Origin of the sequence: Bradyrhizobium sp. AZCC 1719, from assembly GCF_036924525.1 — a bacterium.
Lineage (GTDB): Bacteria > Pseudomonadota > Alphaproteobacteria > Rhizobiales > Xanthobacteraceae > Bradyrhizobium.
On the sequence record NZ_JAZHRU010000001.1, the window covers coordinates 3,820,702 to 3,844,230 of the forward strand.

Consider the following 23,529-nt stretch of genomic DNA (forward strand, 5'->3'; position numbering starts at 1 on the left):
GCGGGACGGCCCAGTCTGCCGGCCGCCCGCATCCGTCGCGGAACGACAACGAAGTATCGCGCGAGGAAACCAGATGCCCGTCTACGAATATCTCTGCAACGATTGCGGCCCGTTCACGGACATGCGGCCGATGGCCGAATGCGACGACCCACAGGACTGTCCGAACTGCGAAAATGAATCGCCGCGCGTGATCCTGACCGCACCGGCGTTCTTCTGCATGCCATCAGAAAAGCGCAAGGCGATCGCCACCAACGAGCGCAGCGCCCATGCGCCGAAGACATCAGCGGAATACAAGGCTTCGCACGGGCCCGGCTGTGGCTGCTGTTCGACCGGGAAGAAGAAGCCGGCCCGGCTCATGACCAAGACAAAGAGCGGCGCCAAGGGCTTTCCAACCGCGCGCCCCTGGATGATCAGCCACTGAGGCTCGATCCTTCGAACTCAAACCAGAACAAGAGGCGATCCCAATGCTCCACGGTGACATTTCTTCCAGCAATGACGCGGTCGGCGTCGCCGTCGTCAATTACAAAATGCCGCGCCTGCATACCAAGGCCGAGGTGCTCGACAACGCCCGCAAGATCGCCGATATGATCGTCGGCATGAAGCTCGGTCTGCCGGGCATGGACCTCGTGATCTTCCCGGAATATTCCACCCACGGCATCATGTATGACTCCAAGGAGATGTACGAGACCGCCTCGCAGGTCCCGGGTGATGAGACGGAGATCTTCGCCGAAGCGTGCCGCAAGGCCAAGGTGTGGGGCGTGTTCTCGCTGACCGGCGAGCGCCACGAGGAGCACCCGCACAAGGCGCCGTACAACACCTTGATCCTGATGAACGACAAGGGCGAGATCGTCCAGAAATATCGCAAGATCATGCCGTGGGTACCGATCGAAGGCTGGTACCCCGGCAATTGCACCTATGTTTCCGAAGGCCCCAAGGGCCTGAAGGTCAGCCTCATCATCTGCGACGACGGCAATTTTCCGGAGATCTGGCGCGACTGCGCCATGAAGGGCGCCGAGCTGATCGTGCGCTGCCAGGGCTACATGTATCCCGCGAAAGAACAGCAGATCCTGATTTCCAAGGCGATGGCCTGGGCCAACAATGTCTATGTCGCGGTCGCCAACGCTGCAGGCTTTGACGGCGTCTACTCCTACTTCGGTCATTCCGCGATCATCGGCTTCGACGGCCGCACGCTCGGCGAGACCGGCGAGGAGGAATACGGCATCCAGTACGCGGGCTTGTCGAAGAGCCTGATTCGCGACGCGCGCCGCAACGGCCAGTCGCAGAACCATCTCTTCAAGCTGCTGCACCGCGGCTATACCGGGATGATCAATTCCGGCGAAGGTGCGCGCGGCGTTGCGGCCTGTCCCTACGATTTCTATGCGAAATGGATCGCCGACCCCGAAGGAACGCGTGAGATGGTCGAAGCGATGACGCGCTCGACCGTCGGCACCGACGAATGCCCGATCGATGGTATCCCGAACGAAGCGACGGCGAGTAATTATTAGCCGGTCAGCGTGCCACACATTCGAATGTCGTCCCGGCCCTCATGCGCAATTGCGCATCAGGAGCCGGGACCCATAATCACAAATGTGGGTTGTGGCGCGGCGCTGCGGCCGCAGTTTCCTTCATATTTTCGCAGGGACGACGTTGTGGAGACATCATAGCCCGTTTCGTCTAAGATCCGCGGCTGCGACTTTTGACGAGCGAGGCGACCTTGCAAACAAGAAAATTCGGCACCAACGGCCCCGACGTCTCCGTGATCGGGCAGGGCACCTGGTATCTCGACCACGGCGACCGCAAGGCCGCGATTGCGGCGCTGCGCCGTGGCATCGAAACCGGCATGACCCATATCGACACCGCTGAAATGTATGCCGATGCCGAGCCCGTGATTGCCGACGCGATCGCGGGGCTGCCGCGGGAAAAGCTCTTCCTGGTCTCAAAGGTGTTGCCGAGCAACGCCTCGCGGCGCGGCACCATCACCGCCTGCGAGCGCTCGCTAAAGCGGCTGAAGGCCGACTATCTCGACTGCTACCTGCTGCACTGGCGCGGCGCCTATCCGTTCGAGGAGACGGTGGCGGCGTTCGAGGAACTGGTGACGAGCGGAAAGATCCGTTCCTGGGGCGTCAGCAATTTTGATTCAGATGATCTCGACGAACTCGTCGATATCGCAGGCGAGGGCAAGATCGCCTGCAACCAGGTGCTCTATCATCTGCAGGAGCGCGCGATCGAGCACGCCGTGATCCCGTGGTGCGAGAGGCATGGCGTCGCCGTCGTCGCCTATTCGCCGTTCGGCCACAATGACTTTCCGTCGCCGCGCAGCAAGGGCGGCGAGGTGCTGCAGGCGATTGCCGATGCACACAAGGCGACCCCGCGCCAGATCGCGCTGGCGTTTCTCACGCGCACGGCGTCGGTGCTCGCGATTCCAAAAGCTTCCAGCGCAGAACACGCGGCCGAGAATGCGCGGGCGGGGGACCTGAAGTTGAGCGAGGCCGAGATTGCCGCGCTCGACAAGGCTTTTCCGCGCGGTCCCAAGCCGCGGGGTTTGCCGATGCTGTAGCCTCTCCCTTTCCCCGCTCTTCGCGCGTCTGACGGACTTCAGGCGGCCGGAAACTGCAGTTCGAACGCGACGCCCTTGTCGGACGGCAGGAGCCGGATCGATCCGCCGTGGCTGGTCATGATAGCCTGGACGATAGAGAGTCCCATTCCCGTGCCGCCGGTGTCGCGGCGCGTGGTGAAGAAAGCGTCGAAGATCTTCTCCCGGTTCGCTTCGGATATCGGATCGCCATCATTGCTGACCGTCATCCTGACGGATCCATTTTCCTCGGCCGCTTCGAGCCGCACGGCCTTGGCGTTATGACGGATGGCGTTGTCGGTCAGATGCGACAACACGATCAGCGCCTTTTCGCTGGACATGCCGATCGCGCGGTCTGGGCACCCCGTTGCATCGATTGCGCGTGTCGGAAACCGGCTCTTCAATCCGCCGATGACCTGCGACAGCTCGCTCTGCTCGTTCTGCGGCGCGGCCTCGGCGCGCGCCAGTTCGCGTAAGCGCTGGCTCATGGCTTCCAGGCGCCCGGTGTCCCCCAGAATGTTCGATATGAAGTTCTTCTGTTCCATCCGGGTGAGGGTGTCTGTCTTGCTCTGCAGGGAATCCAGCAGTAGTTCGGCGGCACCCTTGATCGATGTCAGCGGCGACTTCAATTCGTGGGTAAGGTGCGCCGAGAAGGTCGCGATGTAATCCGACCGTCGCGACAATTGTTCGGCCATGTCGAGAAAGCCGTGCGACAACTGGGCAAACTCGCGCGTGCCGTAATGGGCGAGGGGCCGAAATGCATCGCGATCGCCACGGCTGATGCGCGCGGCGCGATCGACCAGCTCGCGCATCGGGCGGGTGATGGTTCGGGAGAATACCAGGCCGATAAAGATGGTCGCGAAAACAACCGCAAGCGCCGCCAGAATGAACTTGCCGCGTTCCTGATAGAGGTGGTCGAAGATGTTGCTCGGGGTCCTCGACGTATAGATCACGCCTGCGACACGGTTATTGACGACAACAGGCATTGCCGAGAACACGTGGACGCCGACGCCGCGGCTGATCGAATAGATCGGAGGAGGAGGCTTGTCGGGTTTGCGAATCCGCAGGGCCGCCCGGTATTGTCCCTTGAGCGCTGTGGCTATCTCCTCGATATGGGCGAGCGATTGGCCTACCTCGTCACGGCCGGCAATCACGACGCCATGGGGATCGAGGATGCGGAAGCCGGCCAGCGTGACTTTCTGGGTTTCCCGGATAATCGGCGTCAGCCGCGAGCCGATCTCGACATAGGGTTGCGATGCGGGCGCGCTTGCCGGAAGAGCGTCAGGCCGCCGCCGAAGCAGGTCGGCGCCGGCAGCGAGATCGAGCGCGGGTCGGATCGGCGTAAGCTGGTCTTCCCGGCCCAGGCGCGCTTCGGCCGGAATTTCGGCGCCGAGTGCGATGCCGGCGTTAAGGCGGGTTTCCACTTCCCGCGCATAGACCGCGGCAAGCACCCGGCTTTGCGCGATCAGCTCGGCCTGGGTTTGGTGAATGAGCTGGTTGTCATAGAGGCGGAAGAAGAATAGCCCGACCAGCGGCAGTGTCGCCGCAGCGGCGAGCGCGGCAAAAATGACCTGTCCTACCGACGGCCGCCATTTTTCAGCCTTGCGAGGCATCATGCCTGGAGCTCGCATCGCCCGAGCTTGAAGCCGACGCCGTGAATGGTTTCGATGACGTTGTCGCAGTTCACGGCGGACAGCTTGGCGCGGATATTGCGAATATGACTGTCGATGGTGCGATCCGACACCTGGATGTTGAGCTGATAGGCGGCGCTCATGATCTGCTCGCGGCTGAAAACGAGCGTTGGCCGGGTCAGGAATGCCCTGAGGATTCCAAACTCGATGGCCGTGAGGCGCAGCGGCCTGCCCGCAAACTCGGCAATATGCTGGCCGGGATCGACGAACAACTTGCCTTGCGACAGCGTAGCCGAGGACGCCTTTGCGTCCTGCCCACGTGAGGTGATGCGGCGCAGGATGACGTTTACCCTCGCTACGAGTTCGCGCGGGCTGAAGGGCTTGGTGACATAGTCGTCACCGCCGATCTCTAGGCCCAGTACGCGATCGATCTCGTCGTCGCGCGCGGAGAGAAACAGGATCGGAACGTCCGAGGTTTTTCTTATTTCGCGGCAAACGTCCAGGCCGTCGAATTCCGGCATGCCGATATCCAGAATGATCAGATCCGGCTTGTCGGCGGCAAAGCGGGTCAACGCTTCCTTGCCGTCGCGCGCTTCAAAGACGGTCATTCCGGCCTTCTTTAGTGCAACACGGATGACCTCGCGTATATGAAGGTCATCGTCAACGATGAGAATGCGGTGCGTCAAACGTCTCTCCCGGCGCAATCGGCTTGCAGTCGAACTAACCTGTGGTCGAACTCTTCGGTTGGGCTTCCAGGGCACGCTGGAGGCGCCAACTCCGAAAACCCCAGGAGCGCCAGGAAGCAACCTCTTTCACTTGCTGTTCTACAAGGCAACCACGGCGGGAAACAAGGGCCGGATCGAACCCGCGAAGGGCGATGGCCCGGTCGATCGCAGGCAATGCCTGCGGCCCGAGGGATAGCAGATAGTTCATATCGATCCACACTCCTTTGCCACCCGCTTCGCGGCTATGGCTGACATTATAGTCGGCGATGATGGCGGCGAAATTCACCAGCGAACAGATGTAGAGGGTTGCCGTCAGGGTGATGAGATTGGCGCGGATCAGCCAATCATTCGAGCGGTTCAACACGATGCGAGCGACGATGAGCACGAGCCCCACCGCGACCAGCGCCATCCAGATGAAGGCCGCGACGCGCCACCAGGTCAGCAGATAGATTTGGACATAGAGATCGAGGCGCAGGATCGACGACATCACCAGCAGAACATTCTGCGCCACCCATAGATAGACCAGCGGCCGAATCACTTTCGATTGCTCGGCCGGCCCACCCGGTCTCATCGCGGCCAGAACGAAGCCTGCCGCCAGAAGCGCCGTGACAATAAGGGGATAGGCGCCTCGATGGGCGTAGGAGGCGTAGCTGATATCGGCGGGCAAGGCCACGTTGCCCCAGAGATAGATCGCATCAAGAATGGTTTGAACGGCGAACAACAGGTTGAACAGGACCAGCGAACGCAGGATCGTCGCGACGCCGAAAAACTCCATCCGGTCCGATCGCGGCGTCTGGTCCAGAACCGCCGCTTCGACCAAGGCGGACGAAACCGCCATCTTGCTGCGCCACCAGACATGGATGAACGGCCATATGGTCGACAGCGCCACAGCCCAGAACAATATCCGACCCAGGCTCAGATAAGAGGCAGCGTCGCCCGGGTTCATCAGGCGGATCCACTTCTCCAGCAATGGATTTGCCGAGACCAGCAGAAGAACGAAGATACCGCCGAGGGCCACGGGAATGAACCAGATCGTAAGACCGGTCTTCAGTGTCGGCAGATTGAACAAGCCTATGGCATCCCGAAAAGACCTGAAGGGGCCGACCAGAAACAGATCGCATAACGCCGCCGCCTGTTCACCGAGCTTGTACCTCTGCGGATTGGTGGTCAGCAAAAGACCAACGCCGAGCGCCAGAATCATGAAGGCCAGAGAAGCCGCATTGAATTCCTCGATAGCCGGTACAAGTCCGGCCAACACGAGCACGCCGGCCAGCAGCATCCGACTTCTGTTCAACGTTGCGAAATTGGCGGTGAGTGAGCCCAGAGCCAGTGCGAGCGCAAAGACGACCGCAGAAATTCCGATTTGTTGGCCGTAGAACAACCAGTCGGCCAGGGCCGCCAGCGCCACGGCAATCGCGGGTTTGACCGGGATCGGGCTCTCCTGGGCGGAGCCTGCATCGGATGCCGGCGTGGTGAGGTCGGTCATTGTTGCGCTACCTGTCTGGAGGGGAAAATTGCAAACCAGCGCCGTCGCAGGTCGCTCACATAGCCACCACCCGTCGTTAGCTAATCTTGTGGGAACAGGCATTCGAAGACCGCCGCTGAGTTGCAAGACGGACTATCTGGCGCGGTTGTGCAATTGGTTGGAGCGGCGTCTGCAAGAGTTCAGGATTTTTCTGCAGTTTCCGTGCAGGTGCGGTTATGCGCTCGCGCCGGCGAGACAAGTTTGATACGGGCAATGGTCTCGTCTGATCCCCTTGCCCAAGCTCCAATCATTTTCATGCAAAGTCTCAAACGTATCGGCCTGATCCTGGTCTGGCTCGCTGGAATAGCCTTCGTTTTCGCTGCTGCGAACAAAAACGATCCCTATCTGATTTCGCTGCGGGGAACGGGAAACATCGCTCTGGCTACTGCGAGCGTGGTTGTCGCCGTCTTGCTCATCCGCCGCGGCTATTGGAGAAGAGGCGTTGCGGGAAGGGCACTCATACTGCTGTGGTGCCTGCCATTGCCGTCGATGCTCGGTGCGCATGCTGCGTTTGAATGGCGCAAGCAACGGGTTCTGCGGGCCGATGCTGCACAGGTGCGCAGCCTTGGAAAGCATTTTATCGTTGGGTACTCGTCATTCCCGGAGGTTTCAGTTCTCGCCGAGAAGGGCCTGATATCCGGCGTCTACATCACCAAGCACAATGTCGCGGGATCGTCGGCGACGCGTTTGAAAGAAGAGATTTCGGCGCTGCAGGCTAAGCGGCGCGCTGCGGGTCTGCCACCCCTGATCGTGGCGGCCGACCAGGAAGGCGGCATCGTATCGCATCTGGCACCGCCGTTGACCAAGCTGCCGGCGCTATCGACGCTTGCGAGCCTGGCGCCGGATCTGCGCGCCGCGAAAGCAGAGGCGTTCGGGCGCACGCACGGGCAGGAGCTGGCGGCGCTCGGCGTCACCCTGAATCTTGCGCCGGTGCTGGATTTGCGACCTGAACTGAAGCGTAGCCGGTTCGACTTCAACACGCTGATCGGCCGCCGCGCGATTTCCGATGATCCGGCGGTCGTCGCCGAGATCGGACGAGCTTATGTGAGCGGCCTCGAAGCGTCCGGCGTCGGAGCGGCCGTCAAGCATTTTCCGGGGCTCGGCCGCGTGCGAGCCGATACCCATCATTTCAGCGCCGACTTGGATGCGCCGCTCGATGAACTCGAGGCGTCGGACTGGATTCCATTCAGGAAGGTGCTGGCCGGCACGAAAGCGCAACTGATGATCGGGCATGTGACGCTGACGTCCGTCGACCCAGACCGCGCCGCGTCGCATTCCAAACGCGTCGTCGACGGCATTATTCGCAAAAAATGGAACTATCAGGGTGTCATCATGACCGACGACCTCGTGATGGGGGCAATCTATCAACGCAATGTCTGCGCGGCAGTGGTCGAGGCGTTCAATGCCGGCGTCGATCTGCTGCTGGTCGCCTTCGACGGCGCGCAGTTCTATCGCATCTTCACCTGCGCCATGGCGGCGTCGGCCGAAGGCAGGCTCGACGCCGCCATGTTGGACGACAGTGAGACGCGGCTGAAAGGGACGTTCCCTGTGGATTGAGGGACCGCGGTGCGAGGGCGGAAGGCAAGATGCCGGCGCGAACTACTTCGCGAACCGGCCTTCCTTCGGCAGCTCCGTCATTGCCCGGGTCCGGAATGCGGGCTTGTGATCCTGCTGTTTGGACCACGACACATAGTAGGCGATGGCCGTCATGATCGAAATCCCGGCGAAGCTGACCAGGACATGCAGGGCAAGCGAATCCGGGCCTGTGATCAGGACGAGATGCGCGGCAAACGAGAGAAACACCCCGGCGCAGAACACCGCCAGCCATTCCTGGCCGCACTTCATGATCGGCTGTAACGCCTGCCATCGGAATCCGCGCCAGCTCCGCGGCACCATGTAGGTAAAGAGAAAGGCCAGTGCCAGGAAATGAAGCACCCTGTAGGGGGCAAGATTTTCCCCATCGTTGGAAGGAAAGACATCGCGCAGGAAATCCGGCACGATGCCAGCTTGCGGAAACTTCCCTGCAACTGTGACGACCAGCGCAAAGAGCAGGTACAGCCATGCCGCAGCGCGCAGGATTGCGAGGCCTTGGAGGGTGCGTATGGCGTGCACCTGGCTCGCACGGCCTAGCCCAAACCAGGCGCCGAGCACAAACAGGAGTTGCCAGGAGAACGGGTTGAGATGCCAGCGTCCGTCCGGAAACGAAGACAGATTCCAGTCGAGCAGGCGGGATGCGAAGTAGAGACCAATCGATCCGGCGATCGTGAGGTTCGGCCGCCGCATCATGCCGAACAGCACGATCGGAAAGAACGCCATCAGCACGATGAACAGTTGCAGCACGTCGAGATTGAGCGGCTTGGCCTGAAGCAGCAGGCCATGAATCAGCGTCCGGATCGCATGATCGACGATCCCCGTAACATTGAACTCGCCGATAAGTTCGGGGGCGCGGGATCTGCGCGCGACATATCCGATCAGTTCGATATAGATCACGAACAAAACGACGTAAGCGGCGTAAAGCTGCCATAGCCGCTTGAAGATGCGGGTCGTCGACACGACGAAACCGCGTTCCAGCATCATCTTTCCATAGAGGATGGCCGCGGTGTAGCCGCCGATGAATACAAACAGGTCGGTGGCGCCGCTGAAGCCGAAATTGCGCATGGTCAGCAGGCTCACCGCATTATGCGGGACGTGATCCAGAAAGAGAAACCAGGCCGCGATGCCAAGCAGGAGACAGAGTCGGAGATCGCGGTCGCGCGCGGCGAGCTCGGCCTTCATTGACGGATACATTTTTGGCTAAGACTTTACATGTCGGAGGAATCGAATCGCGAATCTAGCGCGATTGTCCGCACCGTCGGAATAGACTTTGCGTGAAGAATAATTAAGCAAGTTGTCGGCGATTAAAGCCCGCCCATCAATCACAATGTTTTGAGGGAATAGCTTGACCGGACGCGGTCACACTCTCTCGTGCTTGCGCAGATCGCGGATGTGATCGAAATGGCTGGCCTGCAGATCAGCGCCCGTCGCGCCGATGTCGGGAAGGGCCGCCTCGCTCAGAATGTCGGCCGTGATGTCCTCGACCGAGCAATCCGCGATTTCGTGGATGAAGCTGATATTCTTATACTCTCCCGACGCGACCCGGGAGATGACCTCGCGCCTTGTGATTTCCGGATCGACGATAGCCTCGCGACCGCGGCGGCCGTAGTCGATCATCACGACGAAATATTGCATATTGGCGATCTGACCTTATCCCGCGCGCCGAAATCGACGAGAGTATTTCTGAAAATCGGAAAACAGTCAAGCGAAAATTCCGAAAAACAGAAATTGCGATCGAGATCGGTGAGACAGTCACGCCTCAGGCAGGAGTTGTCGATTCGGAAGACGCAAGCCGCGCTGATTACTTTTCCGACATGCGTCCGCCGGTCGCCCTTGCTGCCTTGCGCGAACGGGCCGCCGCCTTGTTGCGCAGTCGTTCGATCTGGCCCCTCGGCAGGGTGACGCAGATCTCGCCGATCCATTCGAGCTTTACGCCGGCGATCGGCTTGGCATTGAAGCTCGTCAGGTTAACCGACGCTGGGGATTTTCCGCGCTCGATCGTCTTCAGATAACGCTCGCCGGTCTTCAGGCGCACCGCGGCTTCCTCGCCGTAGAAGCTCGACAGCGGGTGGCGCTGCTCGCGATAGACGACGATAATATCGCCATTTTCGTACTTTGGCAGCATGGAATCGCCGGCCACCTCGAAGGCGATGGTTTCTTCCGCGATCGGGAAGGGTAGTTCGACTTCGCCGAGGCCTTCCGGCGGTACCTGCTCGTGTTCCGGCTCGATCGAGGCGCCGGCGCCCACCCGACCCATGATCGGCACCGAATTCAGTTCGAGATATTCGATGATTGGCGCGATTTCAGACGCCTTGATCAGCCGTATCCCGGACAGGATTTCGGAAACCGCGCCGGGACGAACGCCCATCGCGGCGGCCAATCCGCCCTTGGTTTTGCCCGGCTTTTCCAGGCCCCGCTCGATCAACCTGATGTCCAGCATGATTACACCTTTCCGAATTTCAGAAACAATAGCAATTCCGAATATCAGAAATCAAGCTTGACTTCCATTTCGGAATATCAGAAATTAATTGCCGGCGTCGGGCGGCGTTGACAAGAGCAAGGACAACAAGATGGAACTGTCGAACTGGGCGCCCGAGCATTCGGACGCGCTGCGGGAATTTCTTGCCAAAGGCATGAGCTATTCGGAGGCCGCGCGAGCGATCAATTCACGATTCAATACGTTCTACACTCGCAGTGCAGCGCTCGGGCGCGCACGGCGCCTCGGACTAGGAGCTGACGATCGCCTGCAACCGTCTATGCCCACCAAGCCGGCGGACCTGCGCGACATCGGAGAACCTCATGCCGGTGATTCCAGGACGTCGGCGCTTGTCTGGCCGGTGCCGTTGTTTAAGGAGATCAAGCCGCTCAAGCTGCGCTGCGCGGCGATCGAGCCACGGCATATCTCCCTGACCGAGCTGGAGAGTGGTGACTGCCGCTATCCCTATGGCGGCGATGAGGAGGGTGATGTCATTACTTTCTGCGGTCATCCGCGCCGCCCGGGTTCGGCTTACTGCACACCGCATTTTCATTTGAGCCGCAACCCGGTCGTGCCGTCCGAACACGCGGTGAGCGACGCTCTGCTGCGGATGTTGGAGACGGCATGACGAACGCTGCTGTCACATGCGTAGCCGACAGGCTGAAACGGCTGCCGCGTCGCCATCGGATCGCTCACCTGCGTGCGCTGATCGGACTTGAGCCGGAGCGCTGCGGCCGACGGGATGAATTGTCCGAATTGCTGCGCGACGAGATATCGAGCGCATCAACCGAATAGATCTTCCGGTCGATACCGAAATTCACTGTTTTCAGGGAGCATATCAGATGCCGAGAGCTAAACGCCGAAAGCCGTACAATCCCGCCAAGGCCCATGACCGAAGGTCGCGCGATTTGTTACGCAATGCCGAAGTCGCAACCGTCGAGGTCGACAACCCGCTGGCGTTGGAGCCGGGCGAGAAGATCGTTGCCTTGCGTTCGATTCGCAACGACCCCCTCGCTCGGTTACATTCCCACCGCCAGATCGACGAGGCGCAGTACCAGGCGGGAAGGGCGTTCCAGAGTGACTGGGAGAAGGCGGAGCGCGGCCCGCGTGCGGTCGATCCGACCCGGGAATATGTCGATGGCGGGCAGCAGCGCGAACCGATCACCGAGGGCCAACGCAAGGCCGTGCTGCGGTTGAACCGTGCCGAGCGCGAACTTGGGGCGGATGGCTCGGCGCTGGTGCATGACGTCCTGGTCCAGGGAATGACCATGGAGCAGGTCGGCGAGCGGAGGGGGCTGCGCACCAAGCGATGGCATGACTATTTTTCAAGGCGATTGCGCGAATGCCTCGACCGGCTAGCGCTGTTGTACGGGTTCGCGACGGAGCATCCTGTTCCGGTCAAAACCCTCCCGCGCTGAAGCGCAGAGGCTGCACCACGTCATAGGCCGCCTTCGTCAACGGTACGGCATAGTCGACGGTCAAGGCGCCGAATGGCGAGGCCCAGGTCAGGCCGGCACCGACCGACGAGCGCACGACATTCTTGTTGGCGACCTGAAGCGATGCCGTCGATCCGCTGTAGCGGAATACGCTGCCGGCGTCGACGAAGGCCGTGGCCCTGAGGCCGTATTCGTTGGGCACGCCGGGGATCGCGCTCTGCAGTTCGGCGGTCGTTGCCCAATAGGCGCTGCCGCCGACATTATCCATCGTGGTGCCCGGCGTCAGGTCGCGTGGGCCGAAGCCATTCGGAGCAAAGCCTCGCACCATGGTCGGGCCGCCGAAGAAGTTGTTCATCAGCGGCACCTGCTGACCGCCCCAACCAGTAACGTAGCCGCCCTGGGCGCGCACCATGCCGACCAGGTCGCTATTGAGCGATTTGTAATAGCGCACATCTTCCGTGGTCTTCAGGAATTTCACGTCGCCGCCTAGTCCGGCCAGATCCTGGCTGAGCTGCGATCTGATTCCGCTGGTCGGGCTCTTTGTGTTGTCAAGCGTACTGTAGGTCACCGTACTGCCGGGGGCGGACACCCAGGTCGGGCCAGCGGCGGCCGCCTGCCGGACGGCCAACGAGGGCGTCAGGCCGGAGCTGTTCGGCGATAGCGTGATGTTCTGATTGTAGATCGAGTAGCGCCACTGCACGCCAAGCTCCTCGTTGATCGGCGTGCCCAGTTGCAGCCTCGTGCCGTAGGTGGTGCTGCCGTAGGATTGGTAGCTATTGGCGTCGTTCTGACGACCGAAAAGTTCGATTCCCGCGGCGACCTTGGTGCCGAGAAAATACGGTTCGGACGCGGCCAGGTTGATGCCGCGCGCATATTGGCCGTACGTGAAGGTGGCCTGCACATTCTTGCCCGTGCCGTAGAAATTTCGCTCGCCTACTTTGACCTCGACGAGCGCACCATCGACAGTCGAGTAGCCGCCAGCGACGTTGAAATCACCGGTCGCCTGATCAACCGCCTCGACATCGAGGATGACATGATCCGGCGCTGAGCCCGGCCGGTTCGATATTTTCACCGTCTTGAAGTAGTTCAAGTTCTTCAAGCGCCGCTCGGCCCGATCTATCAATGTCTTGTTGTAGGGATCGCCTTCTGCGATATCGAATTCGCGCCGGATCACATAGTCGCGGGTCCGCGTGTTGCCGTGAATTTCGATCCGCTCGACATAGGCTCGAGGCCCCTGTTCGATCGCGAAGGCAACGTCGATGCGTTGCGCTGTGGCATCGCGGGTGAGTCGCGGCGTCGCCTGGGCAAAGGGATAGCCGAGTTTTGCCATTTCGATCGCTAGAAGCTCGGTGGTCTTGTCCAGGGTGTTGCCGTCGAACACCGCGCCTGGATGGGCGGTGGGAAGGGCACGAAGCTTGTCGCAATCCATGCCCGGAACGTTGCAGGCGACGCTGACTTCCCGGAAGCGATAAAGCGGGCCCTCGTCAATTGCGAAGTTCAGCGTGAACCCCTTCGCCGCCGGATCGTACTCCGCCTTTGCCGATGAGATGCTGACATCGGCATAACCTTTGCTGCGGTAGTAGAGCCGTAGCTGTTCCTGGTCTTGCGCGACGCGGTCGGGATCGTAGACGTTACCGCCGGTCAGAAAACTCAGCATATGGGTGGCGGAGGTCTTGATCACGGCACTGAGCTGTCGCTTGCCGAAGGCCTTGTTGCCCGTGAAATCGATCCGCTGTACCGGCGTCTTTGCGCCCTCCGTTACGGCATAGATGAGGTCGACCCGGCCGTTGCCGCGGTCGATGATTTGCGGATCGACGCTGACCTCGGCGCGGCCGACACGCCGGTAGGCCTCGATGATGCGGCCGACGTCGGACTGCACGGTGGCGCGTTGCAGCGAGCCGCGCGGCTTGGATTCGATGGCGGCGGCGAGGTCGGCGTCCTTGACTTTCCTGTTGCCTTCGAATGCGACGCGGTCGAGTACAGGCGCTTCGGACAGATGCACGACAAGCCGATCACCGGCGCGTTCGATGGAAACTTTCTCGAACAGGCCGGTTGCAATCAGTGCTTTCAGCGCCGCATCACGCGCGGCATCATCGAAATGTCCGTCGGCGTTTGGATGAAAGTGTGAGCGTACAGCCTCGGCGTCGACACGGCGGTTGCCTTCGACGATGATCGTATCTTGCGATGCCGGCGCGGCTTCGGTGACGACCGGCGTCGCGAAAATCAGACCGAGGGCGCCGGCAAGGCGGCAAACGGCCACCCCCGATCGGAACGGTCGGTTGCGCTGCGTGATGCGTCTGATCTCCACGTCCCGCCGGACTCCCAGTTGATCGGCTGAGATCGAATTGCCCGCGCGGGGCGAAAAAATGTCTGGGATAAGGTGAGTTGCGGGCGACTTTTTCGCGATGCGCCACAATTTAGGCGTCTTCTGTTAATGCCGATTTTCTCAGAATTGTCGCAATGCACGCTTCATGCTTCGCCATCGAGAGAGCCTCGGATGCTTGCGCAGGAACCGCGCAGGCGTTCACGCTCGCAGGAGCATCACATGCGATATGCCGCCTTCATTGCCGCCGCGCTGATCTTGATTCAGCCTGCGCACGCAGAGAAGGCGCCGGAGGTCGATCCGCGCGCCTCGCTCGGGGTAGTCCAGCAGTGGATCTATAACTACCGCGCCAAGCCAGACTATGCGCATGTCCCCGCAGCCGTCCGGGTGCTGTTTCACTCGCAAACATTCAAGGAGCCGGAGAACGCCGGCATTTACCTGGGCTTTATCGCCGGTGCGATTGGTTCCAACCCGGCCAAGGCCGAGCAGCTCATTGCCAGTTTCTTCCCCGTTCGGCCGGAAGACGAATGGGTGATTGTCCGCGCCATCGCCTATTCGGGGCTGCCTGACTGGAGAAACGTTCTGCGCCGGGTGGCGCCACGAATGCCGGGCAGGCGGGTCATGATCGACAGCTATCTCGCGGGCAAGCTGCCGACCTTGACCGACATCCCGTTGGAAGAGGCAAAGCCAGGCATGATGGACAAGTTGCGCGGCGCCTTCACCAAGAATCCGTTTGCCAAGGAAGAGCGGAAGCTGAACACGACGCTCACGTTGGCGAGCAACCAGGATTTGCTGGATACGCTGTGGGGCTACTATTTTGCGACCGGCTCGCATGCCCCGATCCAGCGCATTATCCAGATGCTGCCATGGAGCAAGAGCCGTGACACGATCGACAAGCTGACGGTCGGAAGCATGGCGCGGTATACGTTGGCAAGCTATGCGATCCGCGATGCCAGTTTGCGCGAATACCTCCGCGGCGAACTTGCAAGGCAACCGGCGGCAGTCAAGGCCCCGCTTGCCGAAGTAGTCGAGGCGGCGGACACAGTGCAGATTGCAGCGCTGCGCAAGGATGCGCTGGCCGCCGTGGATGAACTCAAGACCAAGGGCTCCGATAGCCGCCGGGATCTCAGCTTCTGGGGCCAGGTTGGCGTCGGCGCGGTTGCGCTCGGTTGCGTCTCTGCGGCTGCGCTAGGGCAGGTCGCAGTCGGCATTCCCTGCGTGATCGGAGGCTCGGCCTCGCAGGGATTGCTGTCGTTCTGGGAAAAGCAGCAGTAATCAGCGCCGGTCCGGAAGCTCACTCCAATCCGGCGCGGCGAAAGCCCTCGAGATAGTGCTCGCGATCGGCATCGAGCTTCCAGGGTAACTGCGTCGCGATCCAGGCGAGTGAGATATTCGGCTGAGTCCGGCGCAACTCCAGAAGCGCGGTGCGCGCCAGTTCGATCTGGCCGGTCATGCCGGCGGCGACCGTCAGCACCCGATAGGCGCCGGTGAGGTCGCCACGCTGACGCGTCGCCTCGCGCGCCAGTGCGATGGCTTCCTGATAGTTCCGTCCCACGAACTGGGCGTAGGCGGCAACGCCGTAATAGATCGCCGAAGAAGGATCGCGGGGACTCTGACGGATGGCGCGTTGCGTCGCCGCATAGGCGTCCGTCCAACGCCCGGTATAAGACAGCGCCAGGGCATAGTACCCCTGCGCCAGGGAGAAATTGGGGTTGAGCTGGAGCGCCAGTTCGAACTCGGCCAGTGAACGGTCGAGCCGGCGCGTGGAGAAATACACGCTGCCGAGGGCCGTATGCGCCCAGGCATCCTCCCTGTCGGCGGCAATCGCCGCCAATGCTGCTTGCTCGGCCACGGGTGCTGCGGTTGCAAGATCCGTCCAGCCCAGATGCACGCCGAACATATGGTTGGTCGCGAACAGCGCCAGCGCCTGGCCGTAGTCCGGATCGAGCGCAATGGCGCGTTCCAGCAGCGCTCGCGCGGCGATGCTGTCGGGTTGCGTTACACGCCAGTGATGCGACAGCGCCCGCATCACCAGGTCCCATGCATCGATGCTGTTGGGCGGCTTGCGCCGGCTGCGAAAATTCTCCGCCGCGTAGATCTGCGGCTCGATCGCGGTGACAATGGCATCCGTGATCTCGTCCTGTACCGCGAATACGTCAGTCAGGTCGCGGTCGTAGTGCTCCGCCCAGATGTGGCTACCGGTTGCCGTGTCGTTGAGCTGCGCGGTGATGCGTACGCGATCGCCGCTTCTTCGCACACTGCCTTCGACCACGTAGCGCACGCCAAGCTCGGCAGCGACCTGCCTCATATGCACCGGCTTGCCTTTATAGGTGAATGACGAGTTGCGCGCGATCACGAAGAACCAGCGCAATTTCGACAACGCAGTGATGATGTCCTCGCTAATTCCGTCGGAGAAATACTCCTGCTCCCGGTCGCCGCTCATATTGTCGAACGGCAGTACGGCTATCGCCGGACGGTCGGGCAGCGCGAGTCCCGCACGTGGCTGTTCTGCTTCTACTGACAATCCGACCTTTGCATCGCACGGCCCATTCACGTCGCCGACGAAGCGAACTCCTTTGCGGGGAATGGTGCGGATGAGTCTCTGTTCTTTTCCGTTGTCGCCGATCGCATTGCGGGCAGCGTTGATTCGGCTGTCCAGCGTGGAGTCCGAGACGATCCGCCCACCCCACACCAGCGCAATGAGATCATCCCGGCTGACCACGCGATCGCGGTGCTTCAGCAGGTGAACCAGCAAGTCGAATACTTGCGGCTGCATCGCAACCAGATCGCCGCCACGGCGCAGCTCGCGACGATCGGTGTCCAGGATGTGATTATCGAAGTTGAATCTCACTGGCCTCATCGCATCTGTTCTCAAGAAACAATCAAGTCCGTCTCATGAAGAGATCAAGCGTCAGGCAAAGACCTGTCGCCGTTCTCCGCGCATCCTGCCAAAACCGGGAGTTCCAATCCCATTGCCCGGACCGGAGCCAATTTCATGATGGAAAATCAAACCCTCAGCCCGGCGATGCCGGGCAATCGAGTGCTAAGATTCACTGCATTTCTGTTCGGAGGTGTGGCCTATCTCACATTTCTGTTCACGATTCTGTACGCCATCGGGTTCGTTTCGGGCCTCGCCGTGCCGAAGACGATCGATACCGGCGCGAAAACAGGGATATTGGAGGCAATTGTCGTCAATCTCGGGCTGATGTCGTTATTTGCCATTCAGCACAGCGTCATGGCGCGCAAATCGTTCAAACACTGGTGGACGCAGTTTATTCCGAGATCTGTCGAGCGAAGCACTTATGTGCTGTGTGCAAGCCTGACACTTCTGTTACTGTTCTGGCAATGGCGTCCGATGCCGGCCGTCATCTGGAATGTCCAAGAGCCTGAAATGGCCATGGTGATCGCGACTCTGTCATTCGTTGGTTGGGTAATCGTGTTCACGAGCACCTTCCTGATCAATCATTTCGAACTGTTCGGATTGCATCAGGTCGCCAACAATCTCGTCGGCCGCGAGATGCCGGCACCAGTCTTCCGGACGCCGTTCTTCTACCGGTTTGTCCGGCATCCGATCTATCTCGGCTTCATCATCGCCTTCTGGGCGGCCCCGACGATGAGCGCCGGGCATCTGCTGTTCGCAGCGGTGACCACAGCCTACATTTTTATTGGTATAGTGCTTGAGGAACGCGACCTCGTCGACATGTTCGGCGACGAATATCGCCGTTATCGTCAGCGCGTTTCGATGCTGTTTCCTTGGCACAAACTAACCTAGCCACTTTTCAAGTGGCTGGATAGGAGACGGAGAATGATGAAGCATACTGGAAGCTGTTTTTGCGGTGTGGTTGAAATCCAGGTCACGGGGGCGCCGGAAGGAATGGGCTATTGTCATTGCCGTTCTTGTCGTTCGTGGTCCGGGGGACCCGTGAATGCGTTCACGCTGTGGAAGCCGGATGCAGTACGGATCACGGCAGGTGCGCAACATGTTTCGACGTTCGAGAAGACGCCGATGAGTCAGCGCAAGTACTGTGCGGAATGCGGCGGTCACCTGATGACAAACCACCCGACGCTTGGGCTGGTCGATGTCTTTGCCGCAACCCTTCCGACGCTACCTTTCTCGCCCGGCGTGCACATCAACTACGCCGAGACGGTGCTGCCAATGCGGGATGGGTTGCCCAAACTGAAAGATTTCCCGGCTGAGTTTGGCGGGTCCGGTGAAATGATTGCCGAGTAAAGGGAACGGGCTTCTGGAGAAGTGGCGACGCAGCGAACATTGTTTGCGGCGTCGGCTCATCGATAAGGCGCTGCTCGACTTCCGGACCTGCCCCGGGAGTGGGCAGCGCCTTTTTTGGTGCCCGTCACGTCGAGTCTGGAGCCTGCAGCTTGGATGCGAGGACGCCCCGCGTGCTGTAAGAGCTATGTCAGCGGCAGGTCCCGCCCTGCAAAATCGGGGTTTGGCGTTGCCCATCCGGTTCCGGTAAGAAAGCCTTGAAGTCGCGGCGAAAACCTTCATTTCGCCAGGCAAAATAAACAAGAGGAAATGCCGGAAATGACTGCCAGACCGCAATTGCCGGAGCGAACGCCGCGCGCAAAGGGCGAACCGACCGCACTGGACGGTCTACTGGTCGTCGACTTCACCAGGGTCGTTGCCGGTCCGGCCTGCACGCAAACGTTGGCCGATTTCGGCGCCGAGGTAATCAAGATCGAAAACCCCGACGGCGGCGACGATACCCGGCACTACGAACACGCGGAAATTGGCGGCGAGAGCGCGGCCTTCCTCAGCCTGAACCGCAACAAGCGCGGCATCACGCTCGATTTCAACAATCCTGCGGCGCTCGAAGTCGCCCGCGAACTGATCGCGAAGGCGGATGTCGTGGTGGAGAATTTCTCCGGCGGCGTGATGAAGAAGTTCGGCCTCGACTATGCCTCCGTCGCGCCGACCAATCCGCGGCTGATCTATTGCTCGATCTCGGCCTATGGCCGCAAGGGTGAGTTCGCGTTGCGTCCGGGCTTCGATCCGATTACGCAGGCCGAGAGCGGCTTCATGTCGCTGAACGGCTTTCCGGATGGCGAGCCGGTGCGGACCGGTCCGCCGATCGTCGATATGGCGACGGGCATGTCGGCATGCAACGCAATCCTGCTGGCGCTGATCGCCCGCGACCGGCTCGGGCGCGGCCAGCAGGTCGAGATTGCGCTGATCGATACCGCCGTGTCGATGACCGGTTTCTATGGCATGGCCTATCTCATCAGTGGCGCGAACCCGGGTCGCTTCGGGAATTCGCCGAACGGCTCGCCCACCGTCGGCGTCTATCAGGCATCCGATGGACCGCTTTACATGGCCTGCGCCAATGACCGGCTCTACCGCCGCCTTGTGGTGGACGTGCTTGGACGGCCGGATCTCGTCACGGATCCCGAGTTCGCGCACAGGAAAAACCGAACTGCCAACAGAGAAAAGTTGCGCGCCGTCATTGCCAGTGTCTTTGCGACCGACAGTCTCGAGAACTGGATGGCGAAGATGAAGAAGGCCAACATACCGGTTGGCTATCTGCGAACGGTAGAGGAAGGATTCAACGCGCCGGAAGTGCGCGACCGCCATCGCCTCAGCCGGATCCCGCATCCGACCGCGGGCGCCGTCCCCAATATTGAAACGCCGTTGCAGATGAGCTTGACGCCAACCGTCGATCCCGTGGCGGCGCCGCTGCTGGGGGAGCATACCAGGGAGGTGCTCCAAAAGACGCTCGGATACGATGAACGGCGTATTGCGGCTCTGGCCGAGGCGGGGGCTTTCGGGAAAACGGATAATGCCGCTTGAGCGGCGCTGACCTTCGTTCTATCCCGATGTATCTCGCAAACGAATGACATCCCTGCGTTTGCACCACGCCTAACCCCTTCAAAGCGGTAGCTTTTTCCGTTCTTCTGCGGCTAATGTGCCGCCAAAGCGGGAGAGAAACATTATGAACGACGGGACCCCCATACGGTCGGCGAGAAATGTCGAGCTCGGCGCCAGCGGCGAAGAATTCCAGAATCTCCACGAATTCATCCGGAAAGCGCGCGCCCGGCTCAACCAGAACGCATGGGACTATATCGTCGGGGCCTCCGAAACGGAGACCACCATGCGTCGCAACCGCATGGCGCTCGACGAGATTGCATTCCGGCCTCGGGTATTGCGCAATGTCGTGGAAGTCGACCCCTCGACCGAGGTTTTCGGCCGCCGCCTGCGTTTGCCTGTCATGATTGCGCCGGTCGGTGCGCTGGAGATTTTCGATCCCAATTCAGGCGCCGCGGTCGCGCGCGGAGCCGGGCAGTTCGGCGCCGCTCACATGTTGAGTTCGGTGTCCGAACCGGGGCTGGAAGCGACGGCCAAAGCTGCACCCGGCGCATTGCGTATCTATCAGCTCTATGTCCGCGGCGACGACGCCTTTGTCGAAGACGTTGTCAGCCGCTCTATCGAGAATGGTTATGCCGCCTTTTGCCTGACGGTCGACACCGCGCATTACAGCCGGCGCGAGCGCGATATCGCTAAGCGGTATGTCCGCGAAAGCCGTATCCGGGCCACCGGCGGCGACTTCCAGAAAGGGCTGGAATGGCGCACGGTGAAGCTGATCAAGGACAAGTATAAAATTCCACTGGTGATCAAGGGCATCGCCACCGCGGAAGACGCGGCCATCGCGCTCGATCATGGCGTGGACTGGATCTATGTGTCGAACCATGGCGGCCGCCAGCTCGACCACGGACGCGGCGCGATGCACGTCTTGCCGGAAATCGTCGACGCGGTTGCCGGTCGCGCCAGGATCATGGTTGACGGGTCGTTCTGCCGCGGTACCGACATCGTAAAGGCGATTGCCTCAGGCGCCGATCTGGTTGGCATCGGACGTCTGCAATGCTGGGCACTCGCGGCCGCAGGCGAGGCCGGCATCGTGCGGATGCTTGAATTGCTGGAAGACGAAGTGATCCGCTGCCTCGGGCTGCTCGGCGTCACCCGCTTGAGCGAGCTCGACAAGTCCTATCTGCATGCAGCTACGGCGACCAATCCACCCAGTGTGTTCAGCGCCTTCCCCCTGCTGGATATCGAGCCCTACCGATATTGAGGAGCCGAAAGCTGCGGCCGGTGCGGAGCGCGGATACCTCTGGTCGGCACTGTCTTCGCATCGTCGGGAACCTGACGTCGATTGCCGCATTATCAGGCGCGTCCCAGGGGGCGCCGCAGCCACGACAGATCTGATTCAAATGGCCCAATAAGTGGAAGCGAATGGCAGAAAATCCTTTCGCTGAATTCAGCCTCGAGAAGGCTATCGATCTCCGCTGGACGTTGCGGGACATTCAGGCTCGCCGACTGAAACTGTCGCCGATCAGCGACGAAGACTTGAGAACATTGACGGGTCTCGGCCTGGTCGAAGTGCGCGACGAGGGGATCGTGCTGACGCAGGCAGGAATCGCCGTGCTGAACGGCTCGTAATCAGCGCGCCTTCAGGAAGCTCTCGCCGGAGTCGCAAGGCGTGCAGCGGTAGGTCAGCACGTCGTAATTCTGGTCGCGTGGCTCGATCGTGGCGAGCCGCATCTGCTTGCCGCATTTCATGCACGGCATTTCTATGCTGGTTTGAAAGCGCGTGCAGGTCGGCGTCGGTCGAAATGTTTGCAGCATCTTATCTCCACGTCCCAAAACAGACTCAAAACCAGAGACGCAACGCCACCGACAACCTAAAGCCGAATCACTATGCCACACTGTTGCCACCATTGGAATCGGGCACCGCACCCGTACGGCTACGGGCCGCGAGGAAAGGAAATCATTCCTTGGGGTCCTCTTTGAAAGTGGACCGGCCGCATACCGGCGGCCGAGGTCTAGCTCGAAGCTCGGTCCAATACGGCGCAGACGCAGCCGGGAATTATGCTAACCTGCCAATGTCGACATTGGAGAAGCGACCATGACTGAACCGAAACTCGAAGTCCCGGCCGAGCTGCGCGAGTTGGCCGAGAGAACCATCGATCAGGCAGAAAAGGCGTTCGGCATGTTCTTCGATGCCGCCGGAAAGTCCATGACGTCGATGCCGGGTGCGGGTACGGAAATTTCCAAGCAGGCGCTGTCGTTTACCGAACAGAATATGAAGGCTGCGTTCGAGCATGCCCGCAAGCTGGTCCATGCGACCGATCTCCAGGAAGCGATGCAGATCCAGTCTGAATTCCTGCGCAGCCAGTTCACTAACGCGGGCGAACATATGCGACAGATAACCGGCGGCGTCATGTCCGCCGCAAAGGACTCGACGAAGGGCAAGTTCTGAGGGGCCTGCTAGCGGCGACGTCCGATCGCGACACCGAACAAAAAGGCGACAAACAGACTGGCCAGCGGCGCTTCGCGAGTGATCGCGCTGATGGTCGAGAGCGGCATTCCGGGTTTCCGTGCCGCGGTGATTGCATCGCTGAGACGGCTCACCGCGGCCTGCAGCGCGGCGGACACTTCTGTCAGCGTGCGTGACACATCGGTCGCGGTATCAACGGCGCGTTCCGCCATGCCGGGCTGGGATGGTCCTGAGATTTCATTCACAATTTGCAACTCACTCGATCGTTTTGGCATTCGCCGAGCGACGGCTGACGTTCCGACAATGCGGGGCCAATACCTTTGTTCCAATAGGTCCACCTCCGGCAGATCGATGAGGGAACTTTCGGCATCGTACGGATTTGATTTAGTGAGAAAGCAACACGGATTTTTCGATGGCGAAAGAATTGACTGAAGATCAATTGATCAGAAGCGGTGGCGCGCCATTGAAGGTCGCGATTGGGGTAGCCATTCTCGGCGTGCTCGGCATGCTGATCGTTGACCATGGGCCGTGGAACAAGCCGAAAGTACAGCACCCAACGACTGCCAGTTACAGCACCACCGGGGAAGCTGCACGGGCAGCCGGTGCGCAGGTCATGCCAACCGAACCGAAGCTTGAGGTGGAGCCCGAACCGCCCGTACCAAAGCCGGTTCACCCGGCTAATCGAGCGCCGCAATAAAGCGCGAATTCACGTGTTGCGCCATCCACGGCCAACGATTTCGTTTCGATATCGCGGCGTTCGATTTGAGGCTGCTCCGGTACTTGACGTGTCGGGCAAATCAGGTGCACGATCACATCATCGCCTATATCGTAGGGCCCGCGCCGGAAACGGTGGCGGGCTTTTCGCTTCATCGAGTTTCAGCCAGGGCGATTTCAAATCGTCGAAGCCGTTTTGTCGAATTTTCCGCAATTCGCTGACCACTCGAAAACGGTTTGACA

Annotated in this window: 25 protein-coding genes; 15 read left to right on the top strand and 10 right to left on the bottom strand. The window is 60.6% G+C overall.

Features of this window, described 5'->3' with window-relative positions:
* Positions 1-73: 73 nt before the first annotated feature.
* The 3 genes from V1292_RS17825 (at position 74) to V1292_RS17835 (ending at position 2,557) form a co-directional block, all read left to right on the top strand.
* Positions 74-421: an FmdB family zinc ribbon protein gene (locus V1292_RS17825; RefSeq protein ID WP_213284920.1), complete on the top strand. Its 348-nt coding sequence runs from the start codon at positions 74-76 to the stop codon at positions 419-421.
* Positions 422-464: 43 nt separating this feature from the next.
* Positions 465-1,505, top strand: coding sequence for an aliphatic amidase (locus V1292_RS17830; protein WP_334374029.1), 1,041 nt, complete (start codon positions 465-467; stop codon positions 1,503-1,505).
* A 209-nt stretch (positions 1,506-1,714) separates the two neighbouring features.
* Positions 1,715-2,557 carry an aldo/keto reductase gene (locus V1292_RS17835; protein ID WP_334374030.1) on the top strand — a complete coding sequence of 281 codons (843 nt, stop codon included), beginning with the start codon at positions 1,715-1,717 and terminating at the stop codon, positions 2,555-2,557.
* A 38-nt stretch (positions 2,558-2,595) separates the two neighbouring features.
* Here V1292_RS17835 and V1292_RS17840 read toward each other — a convergent pair whose 3' ends face one another.
* Genes V1292_RS17840 through V1292_RS17850 form a run of 3 tightly spaced genes read right to left on the bottom strand, consistent with a single transcriptional unit; the run spans position 2,596 to position 6,414 of the window.
* A complete protein-coding gene (locus tag V1292_RS17840; protein WP_334377084.1) occupies positions 2,596-4,185 on the bottom strand; it encodes an ATP-binding protein in 1,590 nt (529 codons plus the stop codon).
* Positions 4,185-4,889: a response regulator transcription factor gene (locus tag V1292_RS17845; RefSeq protein ID WP_334374031.1), complete on the bottom strand. Its 705-nt coding sequence runs from the start codon at positions 4,887-4,889 to the stop codon at positions 4,185-4,187. Before V1292_RS17845 ends, V1292_RS17840 begins: the two co-directional genes overlap by 1 nt.
* Positions 4,890-4,923: 34 nt before the next feature.
* Positions 4,924-6,414, bottom strand: a complete 1,491-nt coding sequence (locus V1292_RS17850) for a DUF4153 domain-containing protein (protein ID WP_334374032.1) — start codon at positions 6,412-6,414, stop codon at positions 4,924-4,926.
* A 294-nt stretch (positions 6,415-6,708) separates the two neighbouring features.
* Between V1292_RS17850 and V1292_RS17855 the strand changes: the two genes are divergently transcribed.
* The gene (locus V1292_RS17855) at positions 6,709-8,010 is read left to right on the top strand and encodes a glycoside hydrolase family 3 N-terminal domain-containing protein (RefSeq protein ID WP_334374033.1); all 1,302 of its coding nucleotides are present in this window, start codon (positions 6,709-6,711) and stop codon (positions 8,008-8,010) included.
* Positions 8,011-8,052: 42 nt separating this feature from the next.
* Here the strand turns inward: V1292_RS17855 and V1292_RS17860 are convergent, their stop codons facing one another.
* The 3 genes from V1292_RS17860 to V1292_RS17870 form a co-directional block, all read right to left on the bottom strand.
* Complete coding sequence (locus tag V1292_RS17860) at positions 8,053-9,228, bottom strand: OpgC domain-containing protein (protein ID WP_334374034.1); 1,176 nt, start codon at positions 9,226-9,228, stop codon at positions 8,053-8,055.
* A gap of 177 nt (positions 9,229-9,405) precedes the next feature.
* Complete coding sequence (locus V1292_RS17865) at positions 9,406-9,681, bottom strand: hypothetical protein (RefSeq protein WP_334374035.1); 276 nt, start codon at positions 9,679-9,681, stop codon at positions 9,406-9,408.
* A gap of 166 nt (positions 9,682-9,847) precedes the next feature.
* Positions 9,848-10,486 carry a S24 family peptidase gene (locus V1292_RS17870; RefSeq protein ID WP_334374036.1) on the bottom strand — a complete coding sequence of 213 codons (639 nt, stop codon included), beginning with the start codon at positions 10,484-10,486 and terminating at the stop codon, positions 9,848-9,850.
* A 130-nt stretch (positions 10,487-10,616) separates the two neighbouring features.
* Between V1292_RS17870 and V1292_RS17875 the strand changes: the two genes are divergently transcribed.
* The 3 genes from V1292_RS17875 to V1292_RS17885 are packed head-to-tail and all read left to right on the top strand — an operon-like array spanning position 10,617 to position 11,940.
* Positions 10,617-11,150 carry a GcrA family cell cycle regulator gene (locus tag V1292_RS17875; RefSeq protein WP_334374037.1) on the top strand — a complete coding sequence of 178 codons (534 nt, stop codon included), beginning with the start codon at positions 10,617-10,619 and terminating at the stop codon, positions 11,148-11,150.
* A complete protein-coding gene (locus V1292_RS17880) occupies positions 11,147-11,317 on the top strand; it encodes a hypothetical protein (RefSeq protein ID WP_334374038.1) in 171 nt (56 codons plus the stop codon). The genes V1292_RS17875 and V1292_RS17880 overlap by 4 nt, the downstream gene beginning before the upstream one ends.
* A 47-nt stretch (positions 11,318-11,364) precedes the next feature.
* The gene (locus tag V1292_RS17885) at positions 11,365-11,940 is read left to right on the top strand and encodes a DUF6456 domain-containing protein (RefSeq protein WP_334374039.1); all 576 of its coding nucleotides are present in this window, start codon (positions 11,365-11,367) and stop codon (positions 11,938-11,940) included.
* Here V1292_RS17885 and bamA read toward each other — a convergent pair.
* Positions 11,921-14,266 (bottom strand): outer membrane protein assembly factor BamA, encoded by a 2,346-nt coding sequence (bamA, locus tag V1292_RS17890; RefSeq protein ID WP_442895533.1) that lies wholly within the window; start codon positions 14,264-14,266, stop codon positions 11,921-11,923. The genes V1292_RS17885 and bamA overlap by 20 nt on opposite strands.
* A gap of 237 nt (positions 14,267-14,503) precedes the next feature.
* On the opposite strand from bamA, the gene V1292_RS17895 reads away from it, so the two are divergent.
* Entirely contained in the window at positions 14,504-15,556 is a 1,053-nt protein-coding gene (locus V1292_RS17895) for a hypothetical protein (protein ID WP_334374040.1), read from the top strand.
* 19 nt (positions 15,557-15,575) lie between these two features.
* On the opposite strand, the gene V1292_RS17900 is transcribed toward V1292_RS17895, so the two are convergent.
* A complete protein-coding gene (locus V1292_RS17900) occupies positions 15,576-17,132 on the bottom strand; it encodes a winged helix-turn-helix domain-containing tetratricopeptide repeat protein (protein WP_334374041.1) in 1,557 nt (518 codons plus the stop codon).
* 144 nt (positions 17,133-17,276) lie between these two features.
* Between V1292_RS17900 and mddA the strand changes: the two genes are divergently transcribed.
* The 5 genes from mddA to V1292_RS17925 all read left to right on the top strand — a co-directional run bounded on the left by mddA (position 17,277) and on the right by V1292_RS17925 (position 21,734).
* On the top strand, positions 17,277-18,053 hold the full coding sequence (gene mddA, locus V1292_RS17905; RefSeq protein ID WP_334374042.1) for a methanethiol S-methyltransferase: 777 nt from the start codon (positions 17,277-17,279) through the stop codon (positions 18,051-18,053).
* 36 nt (positions 18,054-18,089) lie between these two features.
* Positions 18,090-18,512: a GFA family protein gene (locus V1292_RS17910; protein WP_334377086.1), complete on the top strand. Its 423-nt coding sequence runs from the start codon at positions 18,090-18,092 to the stop codon at positions 18,510-18,512.
* A gap of 315 nt (positions 18,513-18,827) precedes the next feature.
* Positions 18,828-20,090 carry a CaiB/BaiF CoA transferase family protein gene (locus V1292_RS17915; protein WP_334374043.1) on the top strand — a complete coding sequence of 421 codons (1,263 nt, stop codon included), beginning with the start codon at positions 18,828-18,830 and terminating at the stop codon, positions 20,088-20,090.
* A 142-nt stretch (positions 20,091-20,232) separates the two neighbouring features.
* Entirely contained in the window at positions 20,233-21,366 is a 1,134-nt protein-coding gene (locus V1292_RS17920) for an alpha-hydroxy acid oxidase (protein WP_334374044.1), read from the top strand.
* 161 nt (positions 21,367-21,527) lie between these two features.
* Positions 21,528-21,734: a hypothetical protein gene (locus V1292_RS17925; RefSeq protein WP_334374045.1), complete on the top strand. Its 207-nt coding sequence runs from the start codon at positions 21,528-21,530 to the stop codon at positions 21,732-21,734.
* Here V1292_RS17925 and V1292_RS17930 read toward each other — a convergent pair whose 3' ends face one another.
* A complete protein-coding gene (locus tag V1292_RS17930) occupies positions 21,735-21,920 on the bottom strand; it encodes a hypothetical protein (RefSeq protein ID WP_334374046.1) in 186 nt (61 codons plus the stop codon).
* A gap of 280 nt (positions 21,921-22,200) precedes the next feature.
* Here V1292_RS17930 and V1292_RS17935 point away from each other — a divergent pair, with 280 nt between their 5' ends.
* Positions 22,201-22,554: a phasin gene (locus V1292_RS17935; protein ID WP_057844519.1), complete on the top strand. Its 354-nt coding sequence runs from the start codon at positions 22,201-22,203 to the stop codon at positions 22,552-22,554.
* 8 nt (positions 22,555-22,562) lie between these two features.
* Here V1292_RS17935 and V1292_RS17940 read toward each other — a convergent pair whose 3' ends face one another.
* On the bottom strand, positions 22,563-22,784 hold the full coding sequence (locus V1292_RS17940; RefSeq protein WP_334374047.1) for a hypothetical protein: 222 nt from the start codon (positions 22,782-22,784) through the stop codon (positions 22,563-22,565).
* 200 nt (positions 22,785-22,984) lie between these two features.
* Between V1292_RS17940 and V1292_RS17945 the strand changes: the two genes are divergently transcribed.
* Positions 22,985-23,269 carry a hypothetical protein gene (locus V1292_RS17945; RefSeq protein WP_334374048.1) on the top strand — a complete coding sequence of 95 codons (285 nt, stop codon included), beginning with the start codon at positions 22,985-22,987 and terminating at the stop codon, positions 23,267-23,269.
* Positions 23,270-23,529 lie beyond the last annotated feature (260 nt).